This is a genomic window from Veillonella sp. T34266-5, assembly GCF_002959815.1.
Lineage (GTDB): Bacteria > Bacillota > Negativicutes > Veillonellales > Veillonellaceae > Veillonella > Veillonella atypica.
On record NZ_PPCZ01000005.1, the window covers coordinates 35,604 to 53,565 of the forward strand.

At 38.0% G+C, this 17,962-nt stretch carries 17 protein-coding genes; 16 read left to right on the forward strand and 1 reads right to left on the reverse strand.

From position 1 onward, the window contains the following. Positions 1–6: 6 nt before the first annotated feature. Complete coding sequence (locus VIHSUH07_RS03020) at positions 7–1,305, reverse strand: DEAD/DEAH box helicase (protein ID WP_105083866.1); 1,299 nt, start codon at positions 1,303–1,305, stop codon at positions 7–9. 516 nt (positions 1,306–1,821) lie between these two features. On the opposite strand from VIHSUH07_RS03020, the gene VIHSUH07_RS03025 reads away from it, so the two are divergent. From VIHSUH07_RS03025 to VIHSUH07_RS03100, 16 genes are all read left to right on the forward strand, one after another. Beyond that, positions 1,822–2,055, forward strand: a complete 234-nt coding sequence (locus VIHSUH07_RS03025) for a FeoA family protein (RefSeq protein WP_005376797.1) — start codon at positions 1,822–1,824, stop codon at positions 2,053–2,055. A gap of 9 nt (positions 2,056–2,064) precedes the next feature. Further along, positions 2,065–4,434 carry a ferrous iron transport protein B gene (gene feoB / locus VIHSUH07_RS03030; RefSeq protein ID WP_105083867.1) on the forward strand — a complete coding sequence of 790 codons (2,370 nt, stop codon included), beginning with the start codon at positions 2,065–2,067 and terminating at the stop codon, positions 4,432–4,434. A 231-nt stretch (positions 4,435–4,665) separates the two neighbouring features. Continuing rightward, positions 4,666–4,872 (forward strand): FeoB-associated Cys-rich membrane protein, encoded by a 207-nt coding sequence (locus VIHSUH07_RS03035; protein WP_105083868.1) that lies wholly within the window; start codon positions 4,666–4,668, stop codon positions 4,870–4,872. 107 nt (positions 4,873–4,979) lie between these two features. After that, positions 4,980–5,240 carry a DUF6110 family protein gene (locus tag VIHSUH07_RS03040; protein ID WP_005376730.1) on the forward strand — a complete coding sequence of 87 codons (261 nt, stop codon included), beginning with the start codon at positions 4,980–4,982 and terminating at the stop codon, positions 5,238–5,240. Positions 5,241–5,255: 15 nt separating this feature from the next. After that, complete coding sequence (locus tag VIHSUH07_RS03045; protein ID WP_105083869.1) at positions 5,256–7,391, forward strand: heavy metal translocating P-type ATPase; 2,136 nt, start codon at positions 5,256–5,258, stop codon at positions 7,389–7,391. Positions 7,392–7,532: 141 nt separating this feature from the next. After that, positions 7,533–7,940, forward strand: a complete 408-nt coding sequence (locus VIHSUH07_RS03050) for a hypothetical protein (RefSeq protein ID WP_105083870.1) — start codon at positions 7,533–7,535, stop codon at positions 7,938–7,940. Further along, positions 7,933–8,772, forward strand: a complete 840-nt coding sequence (locus tag VIHSUH07_RS03055; protein WP_105083871.1) for a hypothetical protein — start codon at positions 7,933–7,935, stop codon at positions 8,770–8,772. The genes VIHSUH07_RS03050 and VIHSUH07_RS03055 overlap by 8 nt, the downstream gene beginning before the upstream one ends. A 56-nt stretch (positions 8,773–8,828) precedes the next feature. Further along, positions 8,829–9,506, forward strand: coding sequence for an ECF transporter S component (locus VIHSUH07_RS03060; RefSeq protein WP_105083872.1), 678 nt, complete (start codon positions 8,829–8,831; stop codon positions 9,504–9,506). A gap of 71 nt (positions 9,507–9,577) precedes the next feature. After that, a complete protein-coding gene (scfA, locus tag VIHSUH07_RS03065) occupies positions 9,578–9,721 on the forward strand; it encodes a six-cysteine ranthipeptide SCIFF (protein WP_004693318.1) in 144 nt (47 codons plus the stop codon). Between the two features lie 166 nt (positions 9,722–9,887). Further along, positions 9,888–11,297, forward strand: a complete 1,410-nt coding sequence (scfB, locus tag VIHSUH07_RS03070) for a thioether cross-link-forming SCIFF peptide maturase (RefSeq protein WP_105083873.1) — start codon at positions 9,888–9,890, stop codon at positions 11,295–11,297. A gap of 38 nt (positions 11,298–11,335) precedes the next feature. Continuing rightward, positions 11,336–13,633, forward strand: coding sequence for a carbamoyltransferase HypF (gene hypF, locus VIHSUH07_RS03075; protein WP_105083874.1), 2,298 nt, complete (start codon positions 11,336–11,338; stop codon positions 13,631–13,633). A gap of 114 nt (positions 13,634–13,747) precedes the next feature. Next, the gene (locus tag VIHSUH07_RS03080; RefSeq protein WP_005376745.1) at positions 13,748–13,999 is read left to right on the forward strand and encodes a HypC/HybG/HupF family hydrogenase formation chaperone; all 252 of its coding nucleotides are present in this window, start codon (positions 13,748–13,750) and stop codon (positions 13,997–13,999) included. Further along, on the forward strand, positions 13,959–15,077 hold the full coding sequence (gene hypD, locus VIHSUH07_RS03085) for a hydrogenase formation protein HypD (protein ID WP_199176828.1): 1,119 nt from the start codon (positions 13,959–13,961) through the stop codon (positions 15,075–15,077). The genes VIHSUH07_RS03080 and hypD overlap by 41 nt, the downstream gene beginning before the upstream one ends. Next, entirely contained in the window at positions 15,077–16,084 is a 1,008-nt protein-coding gene (hypE, locus tag VIHSUH07_RS03090) for a hydrogenase expression/formation protein HypE (RefSeq protein WP_105083876.1), read from the forward strand. The genes hypD and hypE overlap by 1 nt, the downstream gene beginning before the upstream one ends. A 185-nt stretch (positions 16,085–16,269) precedes the next feature. Continuing rightward, entirely contained in the window at positions 16,270–16,716 is a 447-nt protein-coding gene (locus VIHSUH07_RS03095; RefSeq protein WP_005376809.1) for a hypothetical protein, read from the forward strand. A gap of 114 nt (positions 16,717–16,830) precedes the next feature. Next, on the forward strand, positions 16,831–17,961 hold the full coding sequence (locus VIHSUH07_RS03100; RefSeq protein WP_105083877.1) for a hypothetical protein: 1,131 nt from the start codon (positions 16,831–16,833) through the stop codon (positions 17,959–17,961). The last annotated feature ends 1 nt before the right edge of the window (position 17,962 follow it).

A 17,962-nucleotide genomic window follows, 5' to 3' on the forward strand; every position in this document is an offset into this window, starting at 1 on the left:
TTTGTGTTATCTCCGTTTGCCACGTCGACCTGTTTGTGATGTAGAGGTACGGCGTTGACGAGTGTTGGAACCCTTATGGCCTCGAGCCTTATGGGCTTTTGCTTTTGTAGATTGATAGGAACTTGTGATTTTAGGTTTTGATGTTGCTTTTTTGCGTTTTGGCGCAGTGCTGGCATTACCTTTAGTTTTGATTTGCCCATCTTTTGTGTATTTTGTTAAGGTTGCTTGAATCGCTCGTTCTATGCGTCGTAACCAAGATTCATCGGCTGGCGTTGCAAATGTAACGGCTATACCAGAATTACCTGCACGACCTGTACGACCGATACGATGGATGTAGTAATCTACATCATGAGGTACATCATAGTTGTATATATGAGTGATGCCCTCAATATCGATGCCGCGCGCTGCAATATCGGTAGCCACCAAAACTTGTGTTTTTGCCTTGGCAAAGTCTCGAAGTATTTGTGTGCGTCGGCCCTGTGTTAGGTCGCCGTGCATTTCAGCAATGTTGAGACCTGCAGCTGTCAACTCATAGGATAGTCGAATGGCGCCTTCTCGTTTGTTACAGAACACGATTGCCAAATATGGATTATCTTCTTGGATCATCTTGATGAGGCGAGGTGTTTTATCCTCTGGATTCATCATATATACGCGTTGGTCAATTGAGTCTAGTGTAATGTGTTTACCCTCCGCTGTTACAGATACCGGTTTTGTCATATATGCTTTTGCTAGGTTGCGTATCTTGTCCGGAATTGTAGCAGAGAAGAGTAACAATTGTCGATTCGCATCTGTTTGACCAATTAGGTTTTCTATGTCTGGTAAAAATCCCATGTGAAGCATTTGATCCGCTTCATCTAATACTACGCGACGGATTGAATCGAGATGGAGGGATCCGCGCTTAGCGTGGTCCAATAAACGACCTGGTGTACCTAGGATAACGTGAGGACGTCTACCAAGTTGTTGTAATTGGGATTCAATCGTTTTACCACCGATGAGCGGAAGAATATCGACATCCAACACAGCGCCTAGCATCTTTGCTTCGTCGGAAATTTGTTTAATGAGTTCCCGTGTTGGTGCGATAATCAGTACTTGTTCTTGATGTACATCAGTGTGAATGCGTTGCAATATAGGCAATAAGAAGGCTAGCGTTTTGCCTGTTCCTGTTTGTGCCTTTGCAATAATATCATTGCCTTTGAAGACGATAGGAATCGATTGTTCTTGAATCGGCGTTGGTTCCTTGATGCCTTGTTTTTGTAAGGCGCTAATAAGTTCGTCGCAAACGCCTAAGGATTTAAAAGATTTCATGTGTCGTCCTTTCTTTAATACATATTATATTAATTATACCTAATCTATTAGAGTGGAGCAAATTTATATCATTATGGAATATTCTGGGGAGATAATGAGTGTTGAATAACATCTAATTAAATGAATAAAATTCAGAAAATGAGAATTTGATATGCGAAATTGAGATTAGAAGTTTTAATTATGACAGGCAGTTCTTGAAATGCAAGTGTGAAAATGAGAATGGATGTATAATAAATTGATAACAAGATAACCTTAATTCTCATTTTCAGTAATGAGAAATCTTATTGTGTATATAATATTAAAATGGATAGGCCATTATTTTATAAGTACGCTTAGTATATTTTTAAAATAGGTATAATCATATTTAATAATAAGTATAAATATTTTGAATAACAAAATGATAATTATTGTTGAAATTATGAACTCTCATGATATAATAATTTAAGATATTAATACGCATTATTATTTGGTGTGTTTAATATGAGGTTGTTAGGTACAATAATTAGGAGGTGTCGTATGGCTATCAAAAAGTTAAAAGACATGAAACCAGGTGAGTCTGGTCTTATTGTTACACTACATGGCAGTGGCAACGTTAAGCATCGTCTAATTGACATGGGTCTTGTACATGGTACAAAAATCCATGTTATGAAGTTTGCCCCTTTGGGGGATCCGGTGGAAATCAAAGTAAAAAACTTTGAATTAGCACTTCGTAATAGCGAAGCTGGCATGATTGATGTAGAGGTTCAATAGGAGGTTCACATGGCAGAAAAAGGGCAAATTCGCATTGCCTTAGCAGGTAACCCTAACTGTGGTAAAACTACAATGTTTAACAATATCACAGGGGCGAAGCAACACGTTGGTAACTATGCCGGCGTTACAGTAGAAAAAAAGGAAGGCTATAAGAAATTTGATGGCCATGAGTTATTGTTTATTGACTTACCAGGTACATATAGTTTGACAGCACGTTCTTTGGATGAATTGGTAGCTCGTAACGTTATTGTAAATGATAACCCTGATGTTATCGTTAACGTACTTGATGCATCTAACTTAGAACGTAACTTATATTTAGCTGCACAATTATTGGAACTTGAAAAGCCAATGGTTATTGCTCTAAACATGTCTGATGTTGCTGAAGATATGGGCATCAAATACGACCTAAAAAAAATGGCAGAAATGACAGGGGCTACAATTGTTAGCACAGTAGGTCGTACAAACATTGGTACAAAAGAGTTGTTAGAAGCAACAGTTAGTGTAGCTGCTTCTCAAAAAGCTCCTGGTGTAACAATTAACTATGGTGATTTGTTAGAAGGCAAAATTAGTGAACTTGTAGAAGAACTAAAACAAGCTGGTACTGTTACATATCCACTTCGTTGGGTTGCTGTTAAGTTGTTAGAAAAAGATGCGGACGTTATTGGCAAAGTTATGCGCTTTGAAAATACAGAAGCTGTTATTGAAAAAGCGAAAGCGATTCGTGAAGAAATTAAAGATCAAGTCGATCTTGATGTAGTATTCCAAGAATATCGTCACCGCTTCGCAGTAGAAGTATATAATACATGTTTAACACAGGCTCCTACACAATTAGAAACGCGTTCTGACCGTTATGATAAAATTTTAACTCACCGTATTCTTGGTTTGCCAATTTTTATGGTTGTAATGTGGTTACTATTTAACTTTGTAAATACTGTAGGTGCTATTCCTCAAGGTTGGATTGAAGATGGCTTTACTGCATTACAAGCATGGGTTATAACAGTTATTCCAGAAGGTCAGTTACAATCACTTATTTCTGACGGTATCATCGCCGGTGTAGGTGCTGTATTATCCTTCGTACCATTAATTCTATTATTATTCCTTGGTATCTCTTTCTTGGAAGATACAGGGTATATGGCACGTGCTGCCTTCGTTATTGACCGTGTAATGCGCGCTTGTGGTTTACATGGTAAATCGTTTATTCCTTTATTATTAGGTTTTGGTTGTTCCGTACCATCCGTAATGGGTGCACGTATCCTTGATAACTACAAAGATCGTATGGTAACAATCTTAATTACTCCATTCATGAGTTGTTCTGCACGCTTACCTGTTTATACTTTGTTTGCAGCAGCATTTTTCCCTCCTGAATGGGCTGGTACTGTAGTATTTGGTGTGTATGCATTAGGTATTGTATTTGGTATCGTGTTTGCTAAAATTTTCCGCAAATATTTATTTGCTGGCGAAGCAGAACCATTCGTAATGGAATTGCCTCCATATCATTTACCAACTTTAAAAGCTACATTAACTCATATGTTTGAACGTGGTATTATGTACCTTAAAAAAGCAGGTACTTTCATCCTTGCTGCTTCCATCCTCGTATGGTTCATCACAACATATCCAATGGATGTAGAATACTCCAAAGATTATGATGCATTGCATGATCAAGTAGCTCAAACATATGAAATGAAAGATGCTGAAACTTTGGCTCATTTTGGTATCGCTACAGATGAACAAAAAGACCAAGTTAATGAAATCGTAGATAATATGAAATCTACTGTAGCAGATGCCACTACACAAGCAGAGGATGCTGGAGAAGATGCTCCTGAAATCGAAGTAGAAGATGATTCTGAAGCACCTGAATTGTTCAATGACATTAAAGAACAAAATGAACAATTATTCCCAGTAGCATGGGCTATGTACAAAAATAGCGTTAATTTAGATGATGAAAATCAAAAAATTGACGAACAAAAAAATTCTGAAAAATTGGAACAATCCTATGCTGCTATGTTCGGTAAAGCAATCAACCCAGTTCTTAAACCATTAGGCTTTGACTGGAAAATCGGTGTATCTCTTGTGGCTGGTTTAGCGGCTAAAGAAGTTGTTGTATCTACATTGGGTACTATCTATGCGGTAGGTGGCGATACAGATCATCCTCAAGCATTGACTGATTACTTACAAAACGATCCACACTTTACACCATTGATTGCATTAACATTAATGCTATTTATTTTGATTTACCCTCCATGTATCGCAGCGTTAGCAGTTATTAGACGTGAAACTGGTTCTTGGAAATGGATGTTATTCATGTTCTGCTATGAAAATGCTTTCGCATGGATTGCATGCTTTATTTTCTACAATATCGGTTTGGCACTAGGCTTCTAATTAAAGCGTAGCTAATCACTATGGTTTACATTCCTTAGATACCTAGAACTAAATTGTATTGACATAATGTAATTTAATTATAGAAAAATTTAAAATAATTCTTGCCAATTATCATTATTTATGGTTAAATGATAATGAGAAAAGGGAAATATCCAAATATATTGCTTTTAACTCATTTATCATATATCAATTTGTGAAAATTTGGTGGATATTGAGAAAGAAGGAATTATAATGGATAACCTAATTATAGGACTCATAGTGATATTAGCATTGGCTTATCTTGGTACAAAAATTTATAAACAAGTGTCTGGTAAGGGTGGCTGCGGCTGTGGCGGCGGTGGCTCTGCATCTAATTCCAAAAAATCTTCTGGTTGTGGTGGAAACTGCAGCTGTGATGGTTCGAACAAGGCACTAGGTATTAAACGTACTGATCATTAAGCTGATACAAATTACTAGTAATGAAAGAGGAGTCTCTATAATGAACTCCTCTTTTCATATAATGTAATTACATTTTTTTATTATATTTAGTAGAAAGGGATATTATCATGTTCAACTTCAATCAAAACAATCTTAAAAACGCTAACTTATTCGCAGCAGGTCTTGCTTTGGGTACTGTAGGTCTTAAAGTGTTGACTTCTAAAGACGCTAAAAAAGTATATGCTGGTATCGTAGCAGCTGGCCTTCGCGCTAAAGAAACTGTATTGGAAACTGCTGAAAAAGTACAAGCTTCCGCATCCGATGTATTGGCAGAAGCTCAAGAAATCAACGAAGCACGCAACGAAGAAATCTTTGAAGAAAATAAATAATAGAAGGATTTAACTATGTTACAATTTTCTGTTGTACGAAAACTCAGAAATCGCTTGCATGTTAAGGTAACAGGTCATCGCTTTACAGAAGCTGAAGCCGCTTATGTAGAAGATACATTATTACTTAATGATGCAATTTTAGACGTAACCTTCTATACACGTAGCAGTCAGATCGCCATTAAACATACTGGCGATTCTGAATCTGTACGTGATGCGGTGTTAGGTCTACGCGATTTAGATTTGTCCGAAGCTCCTGCTTTGAATGAATACTCTCCGCGCTTGGTAAATAAAAAATATCGTGAAATGATGATTAATCGTACTGCTATTTACTTAGGTAAAAAAGCAGTGCTACCTGCACCGATTGCGGCAGCATGGGCATGGTTTGACGGTATTAAATTTATCGGCAAAGCGATTAAAACATTGTGGCAACGTAAGTTAACCGTAGAGGTTCTCGACGGTGTTGCTATTGGTGCAGCTTTACTTCAAAAAGATTATCCTACAGCTGGTGCTGTTATGTACCTATTAGGTATTGGCGATATCTTAGAAGAATGGACTCACCGTAAATCTGTATTGAATCTTGCTCAAAGCATGTCTTTGAATGTTGATAAAGTATGGGTTTTAGTTGATGACATTGAAGTGAGCAAGCCTGTTAACGAAGTTGTGGAAGGCGATAAAATCATTATCCGTCAAGGTGAAGTAATTCCATTGGATGGCACTGTAATCGATGGTGTTGTTCTTGTAAATGAAAGCTCCATGACTGGTGAACCAGAAGCGGTTCGTCGCGATCAAGACAGTTCTGTATATGCAGGTACTGTTGTTGAAGACGGTAAAGCTATTGTAGAAGTACGTAGCACATCTAAATCTTCTCGTTACGAAAAAATCGTTAACCTCATTGAAGAGTCTGAACAAATGAAATCCGGTATGGAACAACAAGCATACCGCATGGCTGATAAATTAGTTCCAATAAGCTTTATTGGTGCTGGTTTGACATACTTGTTGACTCGTAATGTGATGAAAGCATTGTCTTTCGTAATGGTTGACTTCTCTTGTGCTCTTAAATTATCCATTCCATTAGCAGTACTTTCCGCTATGCAAGAAGCATCTAAACGCGGTATCACTGTTAAAGGTGGTAAATTCTTAGAACAAATTGCACAAGCAGATATGATTGTATTCGATAAAACAGGTACTCTTACAAAAGCAGAACCTGAGTTTGAACAAATCATTCCATTTAATGGTCATGATGCAGATGAAATGTTAAAATTGGCTGCATGTATTGAGGAACATTTCCCTCATTCCATGGCAAAAGCAATTGTACGCGCTGCTAAGGATCATTCCTTGCCTCACAAGGAAATGCACTCCGACGTAGAATACGTTGTAGCTCATGGTATTGCATCTAAAGTTGGCCGCTACCGTGTACGCATTGGTAGTGCTCACTACATCTTTGATGATGAAAAAACAAAGATTCCTGCAGATGAACAAGAAAAGTTCAATAATTTACCAAATTCATCTTCCCATATTTACCTCGCTATTGGAGGTACACTAGCAGCGGTTATTTGTATTAAAGACCCTGTACGCGATGAATCTAAACAAGTTATTGCTGATTTACATGCTTTAGGCATTAAAAAGATTGTCATGATGACTGGTGACTCCAAACGCAATGCGCAACGCGTAGCTGATGAACTCGGTATCGATGAAGTGCATGCAGAGGTATTGCCAGAGGATAAAGCAGCTTATGTAAAACAAGCAAAAGCTGAAGGTTATACTGTCATGATGGTAGGGGATGGTATCAATGATTCCCCAGCTATTTCTGAAGCACATGTAGGCATCGCTATGAATGAAGGCGCACCAATCGCTCAAAAAATTGCGAATGTTACGATTTCTTCCGATCATCTACAAGCTCTTGTAGATTTACGCCGCATTTCTATGGCCTTGATGAAACGCATCAAGTCCAATTACAATGGCATTGTTGGTTTCAATGGTGCTCTTGTAGGTGGTGGCGTACTTGGTTTCATGCCTCCAAGTCAAACTGCTTGGTTACATAACCTCTTCACATTGGGTATTGGTATTGAAAGCATGACTCCATTGTTGAAAGAAGAAAAACCTGAAGACAAACATACAATTGATATTACTGCAGAATCTACTGTTGCATAATACTTGATTGTTCCGTGTTTCGCACATGGATTTTATTAAAAGGCCTCTTATAGAAAATTTCTATAAGAGGTCTTTTTTTGTGGCATTTTACTGGTGTGTAGTGTACAATATCAAGTGGTTAATTATCTTAGGAGAACGTATATGAACACTATATTAGATATTTGTAAACGATCACTATATATGAATATATTTATCGTGGCCATTCCTGTTATTTCTTATATGATTCATAATGGATCTAGTGCTACAGTGGCATTGGTATGGTATTTATTGCTATCCTTGTGTATTCCTTGGGCCTATTTATCGTTTAAAGCTAGTACATTTGGCGCTGAAAATAAACGGATTAACCGCATTATATATGTGCTGGGTTGGGCCGTTATTCAGTTTGCTACCTATAAGCTAATGTTTCTTGGGTTGGATTTAAATTGGCTTTGGGGTTTGCCATCCGTTGGGCGTGATATTATCTTCCTTGTCGGTATGTATGGTCAGGTTACTATTGTTCTCATCATAGCTTATTTAATTTCTCACTTGTTGGGAGGTTCACATGAATAAGCAATTTATTGTATTTACTTTAGTTAGTGCCTTTTTTGTAAGTGTAGTGACTGCTGTATTACATCAAACCGGTTTGGGATCTCCATATCTCACATTCCCCGTTTTATCTTTATTGGTACCTGTTCTCTTACAACGGATGCGACAAGGACAATTTGGTGAATTGCCACTTCATATGGGGTACCATGTATACAGTTGGGCCATTTTTACGGTTATTAATCTATTCACTACGCCGTTCAATGTAACATTGGAAAATCAAGCACTTATAGTACTAGTCTTTTTAGGTGTATATTTTTTCACACAGATTTTGCTTGAGTTGGTAGCTTTATTGATGACATTTTTCTTCAAACGTCGCCATAGATGGGGAGCGGTTGATGAAGCTTTAGATATGGCCGTGTATATTTTACCAATTCCATTTATCTATTTAGGTTCTATTTTTTACATTAATTTGACAGATCCTATCATGGTAGCTTATTTTGGTCCTACTATTAGTTTGAATGCTTTAGTGGGGGAATTCCTATTCATCATCATTTCGATGTTAGTCTTTGCATTCTATATGTACCCTCGAAATGGTGAATATAAAGGGACGAGATTATTGCGTATTGTCGTTACTGCTGCTATGCTATTAGCTATGAATGGTCATATATTATATGGTGGGTATATTCCGGAATTTGTGAAAGCAATAGCACCTACGGTATTTCCAATCTATCAAGGTAATCCACTTGTATTCTTTACACCAGGATTACTGGAATTTGTGTTTATTATCGTATCTGTACTAATTGGTAAATTAGTAGAGATAGGTGTAATAAAAGCTCTTACTAAGAGCAAAGGTTAATTTTATTTCTAGTTTCGACTCATATCCTAAGAGAATGAGAGCGGAGGAGGATTTTTATGAATGAAAATGTGAAGGATGGTAACCAACAGGTATCAATCCAAGAACAACAAGCGACACAATTGGAGCGTAAACAGAGTAAGGAAACCGTTACGAAATCGGGCTTAACATTGCGCGAATTAACCATTGTGGGTTTATTAGCGGCCATTACCATTATTCTAGGTCTTTCTGGCTATGGTATTATGGCGTTAGGACCATTGAATGTCACTACATTACATGTCCCAGCATTAATTGGTGCCTTAGTTGAAGGGCCTAAGGTTGGTGCGTTCGTAGGATTGATTTTTGGTGTCTATAGCTTCTGGCAAAATTTTACGGCACCAAATATTTTGTCACCACTGTTTATTAATCCGTTAGTATCAGTATTACCTCGGATTATATTCCCTGTATTGGCTTTTTTTGTATACAAAGCATTATGGAAGGTACCACAAGGTCCGCGCTTGATAGTTTCTGCATTTATGGGCACTATATTCCATACATGTATGGTAATGGGGCTAATCTATGTGATATACGCGGATATGTTCGCACAGGCAATGCATCTTTCATCTGATCAAGTTATTGGAACTATTTTAGTATTGTCTGTTACTCATGGTATTCCAGAAGCAATTTTCGCAGGCGTTATCGTAACACCGATTGCATTGGCGTTGCGAAAAGCATTGCGTAAGGACGTACAGAAATAATTTATATTTTACATAGTTTGAATATCTATGATAAAATAACAGTAATACAATAAGTATTGAGGAGGATAATCATGGCTAAACGTATTCGTACAATCAACACTGAATCTTTACAAAAAACTGCTAAAACTGGCGGTTGTGGTGAATGCCAAACTTCTTGCCAATCCGCTTGCAAAACAAGCTGTACAGTAGGCAACCAAGTTTGCAAACAAAAATAATAAAAAGAGAGCCGATGGCTCTCTTTTTTTATGTATGTAATATATACATACTGTTTATGGTATATATTTATGAGGACTTTTAGCACGATAGACAAAAAATGTGGTACAATTATCTAGAAAGTTCTATATAGTTTAGCGCTTTCACATACACATATTTGGAGGTACCATGTTAGAATTAAAACCAATGATCCATAAGTTTCGGATGAAAGATAACTACTATTGTTTAGATGTAAATAGCGGTATCATTCACGTTATTGATGAACTCATTGATAAAGTATTAGATATATATGACGGCACCAATCGTGATGCAGTCCATGCAGCGTTAGATAGCTCTCAGGATCCTGTAGAATTAAATGAAATCATGGATGAATTAGATGAGCTCATCGCTGCAGAACAACTCTTTGCTCCTATGAGCACCGAATTCAAGCTCGTAGTTGGGGAAAAACCAATCGTTAAAGCATTGTGTCTTAATATTGCCCATGACTGTAATTTAGCATGTAAATATTGCTTTGCTAGTCAAGGCGATTACGGCGGTGTAAAACGCGAATTGATGAGCTTTGATGTAGCTAAACGCGCTGTTGATTTTCTCATTCAAATGAGTGGCACTCGTCAACATTGCGAAATCGATTTCTTCGGTGGCGAGCCCCTTCTTAATTGGGATGTGGTGAAACAAACTGTAGAATATATTGAGCAAGAGGCGCCAAAACATAATAAAATCTTTAAATTGACGTTGACTACTAATGGTATGTTATTGTCTCAAGAGAAAATCGATTATGTAAACGAACATAAAATGAGCTTGGTCTTGTCTCTAGATGGCCGCGAAGATGTGCATAATGCTATGCGCCCAGTCGCTGGCAGTGGAGCTAACTCTTATGAGTATATTGCTAAAAATCTTGTAAATGCTGTAAAGCAACGTCATGGTTTAGAATATTATGTACGTGGTACATATACGCATAAGAATCTTGATTTTACTAAAGATGTATTGGCTATGTCTGACTTAGGCTTTGAACACTTATCTATGGAGCCTGTAGTTGGTGAAGAAGGCGATTATGTACTTCGCGAAGAAGATTGGCCAACGCTTGAGAAAGAATATGAAAAATTAGCAGATATATATTTGCAACGTCAAAAGGACGGGTGGGGTGAGAAATTTAATTTCTTCCACTTCCGGATGGACTTGTACCGTGGACCTTGTATGGCAAAACGTTTGCGTGGCTGTGGGGCTGGTCATGAATATATGGCGATAGTACCAAATGGGGATATTTATCCATGTCACCAATTTGTAGGCAAAGATGGTTATATACTTGGTAATGTATACGAAGGTTTAAAAAATACTGAAATTCCAAAGGATTTCCGTAACACACATGTGTTTACAAAACCTACTTGTGCAGAATGTTGGGCTAAATTCTTCTGCTCTGGTGGCTGTCATGCCAATAACATTACATTGGGTGGAGATTTACAAACGCCTTATGAGTTTGGCTGTCGTCTACAAAAGAAACGAATTGAATGTGCTATCATGATTCAAGCTGAACTCGAACAAGCCGGCATCGATGGTAGTATTCCTGTAGCATTAGGATAGATATTTTAAATAAGATATATTTTGTAATAGGAGCCGCTATGGACACTAGATTGGATAAAAAACAAACTATTGAACGTTGGGGGATTCGATTTACAGGTATTGTACAAGGGGTCGGATTTCGACCCCTTGTTTCTATGTGGGCCCATCAATTAGGGATTAGTGGATTTGTATATAATGATAGTTCCGGTGTATATGTAGAGGCCCAATCCGACATAGATACATTGCAATTATTTGTTGATACGATTCAGGAAGAACAGCCGCGATTATGCCGTATCACACATGTGAGCATTACAAAGATTGATCCATCTGTAAATGATGATGATAAGGAATTTATTATCGCTCAGTCTCCTGTGGATGGTACTGTAAACACGTTTATTGGTGCCGATACATCACCGTGTGATGATTGTTTGGCTGAAATGAAGGAATCTGGTAGGAGATATGATTATCCTTTTATCAACTGTACCAATTGTGGACCTCGATATTCCATTATTAAATCCATGCCCTATGATCGAGAACGAACTACTATGTCTGATTTCACCATGTGTGAAGCTTGTCATGAGGAATACGTAGATGTGAATGGTCGTAGGTATCATGCGGAACCAAATGCTTGTTCTAGTTGTGGCCCTGCTTACCAATTATTCGATTTAGACGGGCGTCAATGGTCAGGTGATAATTGTTTTGAAAGAACTCGAGAACTTATTGCTAATGGGGCAATAGTAGCCGTTAAGGGTGTTGGTGGCTATCATTTAGTGTGTGATGCTACTAATGATAAAGCCGTTCAAACTTTACGAGAACGTAAGCGACGCAGAGATAAGCCACTAGCTCTTATGGTAGGCTCTATTGATGTTTTGGAGGACTTTGCCATTGTTCGTGATGGTGATTTAGATGCCTTAACTGATATGGCAAGGCCTATTGTGCTACTAGAAAAGAAGGCTGATGCTACTTTGCCTATAAGTGATTTAGTAGCACCCAATAATCATATGATTGGTGTAATGCTACCATATGCACCAATTCACTATGTATTATTGCCAGATGATGCGGTTTGGGTGATGACAAGCGGTAATGCAAGTGGAGACTCTGTCATTTATGAAGATGATAAAGCATTCTCCCAATTGTTTGGAATAGCAGATTATTTTTTGACACATAATCGTCAAATTTATGCGCCTGTAGATGATTCGATTGTATCAGTGGTGGAAAATACACCTATTTTGATTCGGCGAAGTCGCGGGTATATTCCTGAACCCATTCATTGTGAGTCGATTACAGATCAACCGATACTCGCCATGGGCAGTGATTTAAAGAATACCTTTGCGATTAATAAAAAGCAGGAAATATTGCTAGGACCTCATATAGGTGATTTAGCAAGTGAATCAACTCATGAAACCTTTGAGTGGACCATTAAACGATATGAACAGCTGTTTGATGTGAAGCCGAAAGCAATTGTTATGGATAAGCACCCTGCATTTTTTTCATCTAATTATGGTCGACAAGTAAGTAAAACGCTAAATCTTCCGGCTATAGAGGTCCAACATCATCATAGTCACATCGCAGCTGTTATGGCTGAATACGATTTAAAATATCCTGTTCTTGGAATTTGTTTTGATGGCACTGGGTATGGTGACGATGATACGATTTGGGGCGGTGAATTTATGTTATGTTATGGGGCAGAGTATATGCGTGTTGCTCACATACATGTAGCGCCTTTACCTGGTGGTGAAAAAGCGGTAAAAGAACCATGGCGTCAGGCTTTATGGTACTTACGGAATTATTATGGAGATGAGTTACCTAATATATACAAAAAATGGTTAACCACATTGCCTAAAGGCTGGCAAATTCTAGATAAGGCATTGCAGTCAGACATGTCCATGATGATGACATCTAGTGCAGGTAGATTATTTGATGTAATTGGTTGTTTGTTGGGCTTAGGAAATGAACACTCTTTTGATGCACAGATCGCCATAGCATTAGAATCTGCATGTGCAAATGAAGAAGGTCGATTGTTAGATTTTAACTATGATGGGCAAGTATTAGATCTCGTGCCTGCAGTTCAACAGATTATGGATGGCTATTCTCAAGGTGAAAGTGTATCCTCGTTAGCGGCGAGCTTCCATAAAACACTGGCCATTGCTATTTGTGAAGTTGGAGCTGATTTGTGTGAACGTTATGGCATCGATGATGTATGTATCGGTGGTGGTGTTTTTCAAAATCGTAGATTATTGTCGGCCTTACAACATAAATGGCATCATGGCACATTATATATAAATAAAAAAGTACCGTGTAATGACGGTGGTTTATCGTTGGGACAGTTGTGGATTGCTCATCAAAAAAATATATAAAAGTGTCATTGGTTACATAAGAGTTCTTAGTTTTGTGATACAATTAAATTAATCGAAATATATGGATTAATAGTTATAAATAGATGTATAAGTATATTTACATAAGGAGGGCGTATGTGTTTAGCAGTACCAGCACAGTTAATTTCTATTAATGAAGCCATTGGTACAGTAGAATTAACAGGTGCAACGCGCGATTGTAGTTTGCTTCTCGTGCCAGATGCAAAGGTGGGAGACTGGTTATTAGTACATGCCGGTTTTGCAGTTCAAATTGTAGATGAAGAAGAAGCGAAGGCAACCTTAGATGCCTTCCGGGAGTTGGAAGAACTTGAAGAAGCTTACTTTGCAGGAAAAACAGAAAACAGCTGATGCTTTATTACGCCGCATTAGCGAACTACATACACCTGGCGAACGGGTGCGACTTATGGAAGTTTGTGGTACACATACAGTATCTATTTTTAGAGAAGGGTTACGACAATTATTGCCATCGGGAATAGAATTAGTCAGTGGTCCTGGATGCCCTGTGTGTGTAACGGACCAAGTGTATATGGATAAAGCGTTAGAGTATGCCAAACGTGATGATGTTATTATTGCAACCTTTGGGGATATGTTAAAGGTGCCAGGTAGTTATAGTAGTCTTAGTGAAGCTCAAACACAGGGCGCTCATATTCATGTTATCTATACGCCCTTAGAAGTGTTGGAACTAAGTAAAAAATATCCGGATAAATATATAGTATTTTTAGCTATAGGGTTTGAAACGACTATTGCTGTCATCGGTGCCACTGTGAAAGCTGTAGCACAGGCTGGCTTGAAAAATGTATTATTCTTGGTGTCTCATAAATTGGTTCCACCCGCATTACGCGCTTTATTAGACCGACAAGTCGGAAAAATTGATGGCTTTATCTTGCCAGGGCATGTCAGTGTTATCATTGGCGAAAAACCATATCAATTTTTACCGGATGAGTATAAAATTCCATCCTGCATTGCTGGGTTTGATGGAGTAGAAATATTATCTGCTATCGTCAATATTTTAGAACAACGGAAAAGTGGTCATTATGAAGTAGGCAATACCTATCACTCTGTTGTTATGAAGGAAGGAAATCCTGTGGCCGTGCGTATGATGAATGAAATATACGATGTTTGTGATGATGCATGGCGTGGTATTGGTATAATTCCAAATTCTGGATTACAGCTTAATGATGATTACGCATTTCTAGATGCAGAAAAGGTGTTACCTATACAGTTAGAAAAACCATCTCTTGATCCTAAAGGCTGTCAATGTGGTAGTGTATTACAAGGTTTAATCAAACCCAATGAGTGCCCGCTTTTTGGAAAAGCCTGTACACCGGATCATGCAGTAGGTGCTTGTATGGTATCTGTAGAAGGTAGTTGTGCTGCATGGTATAAGTATGGTTTTTCTAGTGGTGGATTAGCCTGGGAGGATTAATGGAACGAGTTCGTTTAGTTCATGGCAATGGTGGCCGTTTTAGCCACGAATTGACAGAACGATTTATATTAAAATATTTTACTAATGATTTGTTAGCTCCCTTACATGATGGGGCACAATTTCCAGTATCATCTGGGCGAATGGCTTTCACAACAGATTCTTATGTTGTACAGCCAGCTTTTTTCCCGGGTGGTAATATAGGTAAATTAGCTGTATGCGGTACCGTTAATGACCTAGCTATGAATGGCGCTGTTCCGCAATATCTTAGCTGTGGTTTGATTTTAGAAGAAGGTCTTCCTTTCGACGAATTAGAAACAATTTTAAGCACTATGTCTGATATGGCAAAGCTTGCGAATGTACAAATTGTGACGGGTGATACGAAGGTTGTAAAAAAAGGTGAAGTTGATAAAATTTATATTAATACAGCCGGCATTGGTATGATTCCAGATGGCATAAATATAGGTCCGAATGTCGTAAAACCTAATATGGACATTATTCTGTCCGGATCTATTGGTGATCACTCTATAGCTGTCATGGGACAACGATTTGGGCTAGAATTATCAGACTCTGTTAAGACTGATTGTGCTCCATTGAATCATATGGTTCATGCTGTTTTAAATGCAGTAGGGCCTCAGGTTGCACTATTGCGTGATCCTACGCGCGGTGGTGTAGGTACTGTTCTTAAAGAAATTGCCGAACAAAGTCAAGTGGGCATAAAGGTTGAGGAATCTAAGTTTATCATTCATGATGAAGTTCGTTCTGTTTGTGATATTTTAGGTTACGATCCTTTATACTTAGCAAATGAAGGTAAATGTATTTTCGTTGTAGAGCCGTCTGTAACTAATCGTGTATTGGATATATTGCATGATTTCCCAGAAGGTCGTGAAGCAACTCATATTGGTGTAACTATGGATAAAAATATTGGTAAAGTAGGCCTACAAACATCGATTGGCGGTGTTCGTCTAGTAGATTTATTGGGTGAAGATCAAGTGCCTCGCATCTGTTAAGTCTTCTGGTTATAATTGTATGATTTGCCGTTAAAACATAGCTAAAAATTAAATTGTATAAAATTCATAATAAACTCATTGTATTTTTATATAATTTTACTATCTTTAAGTGTAAGTATTTATACTTTCACTAGAAACTATGTATAGAATTTGTTAAAATATAAGTATCTATTAGGAGGCTTATCATGAAAAAGAAAATTATGACCGCTGTTCTAGGAATTTGTTTAACTACAACTGCATTTGGGGGCATTTTAACCACTCAAGCTGGCGGCTTAAGTAGTATCCTTGGTGGTGCTGCTAAAATTGGTGGCGTTGGCATTCTAGTTAGTAAATTTGGTCCACAAATTGATTCTTTCTTAAATAAATTACTAAAACAAAATAATTTGAGTACTGAATATACTACAAAGGTTGTACCTATCATTAGTATTGGTACAAAAGGGTACATTGGTGCTGCTCAAGTAACAGGCCCTGCATCTAGTATTGAACAAGTTAAGGCTGTTGCTCAAGTTGAAGGTAGCTTTAACGGTATGGTTCGTGTTAAAGGTTTAGTACCAGTAGATAGTACAAATCCAGTGGGCGCTTCCCGTGTTCAAGGTGTAGGTGTATCTGCACTTATTGATTTAAAAATTTAATGGCCACTGAGATACTTCCTTAGAAGTACTCAGAAAATAAGCACGGTCTTAGGCCCGTGCTTATTGTGCTGTTTAACGTATATGTCCCATAGAGGATAAGTTGTGGAGGATTATATGAAGAAGCAAGTACTTACACTTTTGATGGCGTCTTTGTTGACCGGTACCGCATTTGCTGCACCTGGTACAGTAACGGAAAAAACACAAGTATTAGAAAGCACTGTATATGGTGCACCTCAAGATGGTGCCGTTGTGGATCGTATTAATCAATTGGATGAAACTGTATACGGCAACGGATTTTCTGGCAATACTGCTACATTGAGTAAACGTGTAGATTCTTTATATGATTCCGTTGAAGGTAGTGGTACTAATATTTCATTGCGTGAAGAAATGGACGCACTTGAATATACATACCAAAACAGCATTAATGATGGTTCCTTGGTAGAACGTGTTGAAAAGATGGAACGTAGTGTGAATGGTAGAATTTCAACAGGTTCATTACAAAAACGTATTATTAGCTTGAAAACCAAGGTATATGGTAGTAATGTAACTCTTACAAATCAAGTAGGAACACTATCTTCTGATCACGTGTTCAAGGTAACACTAAATGATGCGGTATCCACAAAAACAAGTCATGAAGGAGATACGATTAAATTCACTGTTGCTGAAAATGTAATGGATGGCAATGTATTGTTGGTGCCAGCTGGTACTGTAGGTTCTGCAACGATTACATCCTTGAAAAAAGCGCGCTCTTTTGGACGTAATGGTGCATTAGATATAACTTTTGACTCTGTTCCTGCTATTGATGGTACAGAATTTACTGCTGTACAAGGTAATGAGGCTAAGGAAAAAACAAAGGGCGAAATTAAAGCGGCTGGTGCCTCTGTGGCTGGTGCAGTTCTACTTGGCCCTGTTGGCTTAGTAGGTGGTGCTTTCATTAAGGGTAAAAATATTGATTACCCGGTAGGCTCCACTGTATTTATTCAACCTCAAGACTCAGTGTCGATTCAAGGTCTTGTAATTGGTGGTGATGGTTTAGCTCATAGTGATGATGAACTAGCTGAAGCCGTGACAGTACCGACTGCGAATGATGATTCCGTAGATAGCACTGTGGATGAAGCAGATGATTCAACTGTGAACACTGACGAAGAAGATACAAACACTGCTGATTCAGAAGAAGTAGAAGATACAAATGATACAGTAGAAAATGTTTCACAACCAATCGTCGTAGTAAAGCGTAACCAATAGA

Coding starts and splice junctions, on each gene's coding strand:
- VIHSUH07_RS03020 (WP_105083866.1), bottom strand. CDS start 1,305: ATGAAATCTTTTAAATCCTTAGGCGTTTGCGACGAACTTATTAGCGCC.
- VIHSUH07_RS03025 (WP_005376797.1), top strand. CDS start 1,822: ATGGCTATCAAAAAGTTAAAAGACATGAAACCAGGTGAGTCTGGTCTT.
- feoB (WP_105083867.1), top strand. CDS start 2,065: ATGGCAGAAAAAGGGCAAATTCGCATTGCCTTAGCAGGTAACCCTAAC.
- VIHSUH07_RS03035 (WP_105083868.1), top strand. CDS start 4,666: ATGGATAACCTAATTATAGGACTCATAGTGATATTAGCATTGGCTTAT.
- VIHSUH07_RS03040 (WP_005376730.1), top strand. CDS start 4,980: ATGTTCAACTTCAATCAAAACAATCTTAAAAACGCTAACTTATTCGCA.
- VIHSUH07_RS03045 (WP_105083869.1), top strand. CDS start 5,256: ATGTTACAATTTTCTGTTGTACGAAAACTCAGAAATCGCTTGCATGTT.
- VIHSUH07_RS03050 (WP_105083870.1), top strand. CDS start 7,533: ATGAACACTATATTAGATATTTGTAAACGATCACTATATATGAATATA.
- VIHSUH07_RS03055 (WP_105083871.1), top strand. CDS start 7,933: ATGAATAAGCAATTTATTGTATTTACTTTAGTTAGTGCCTTTTTTGTA.
- VIHSUH07_RS03060 (WP_105083872.1), top strand. CDS start 8,829: ATGAATGAAAATGTGAAGGATGGTAACCAACAGGTATCAATCCAAGAA.
- scfA (WP_004693318.1), top strand. CDS start 9,578: ATGGCTAAACGTATTCGTACAATCAACACTGAATCTTTACAAAAAACT.
- scfB (WP_105083873.1), top strand. CDS start 9,888: ATGTTAGAATTAAAACCAATGATCCATAAGTTTCGGATGAAAGATAAC.
- hypF (WP_105083874.1), top strand. CDS start 11,336: ATGGACACTAGATTGGATAAAAAACAAACTATTGAACGTTGGGGGATT.
- VIHSUH07_RS03080 (WP_005376745.1), top strand. CDS start 13,748: ATGTGTTTAGCAGTACCAGCACAGTTAATTTCTATTAATGAAGCCATT.
- hypE (WP_105083876.1), top strand. CDS start 15,077: ATGGAACGAGTTCGTTTAGTTCATGGCAATGGTGGCCGTTTTAGCCAC.
- VIHSUH07_RS03095 (WP_005376809.1), top strand. CDS start 16,270: ATGAAAAAGAAAATTATGACCGCTGTTCTAGGAATTTGTTTAACTACA.
- VIHSUH07_RS03100 (WP_105083877.1), top strand. CDS start 16,831: ATGAAGAAGCAAGTACTTACACTTTTGATGGCGTCTTTGTTGACCGGT.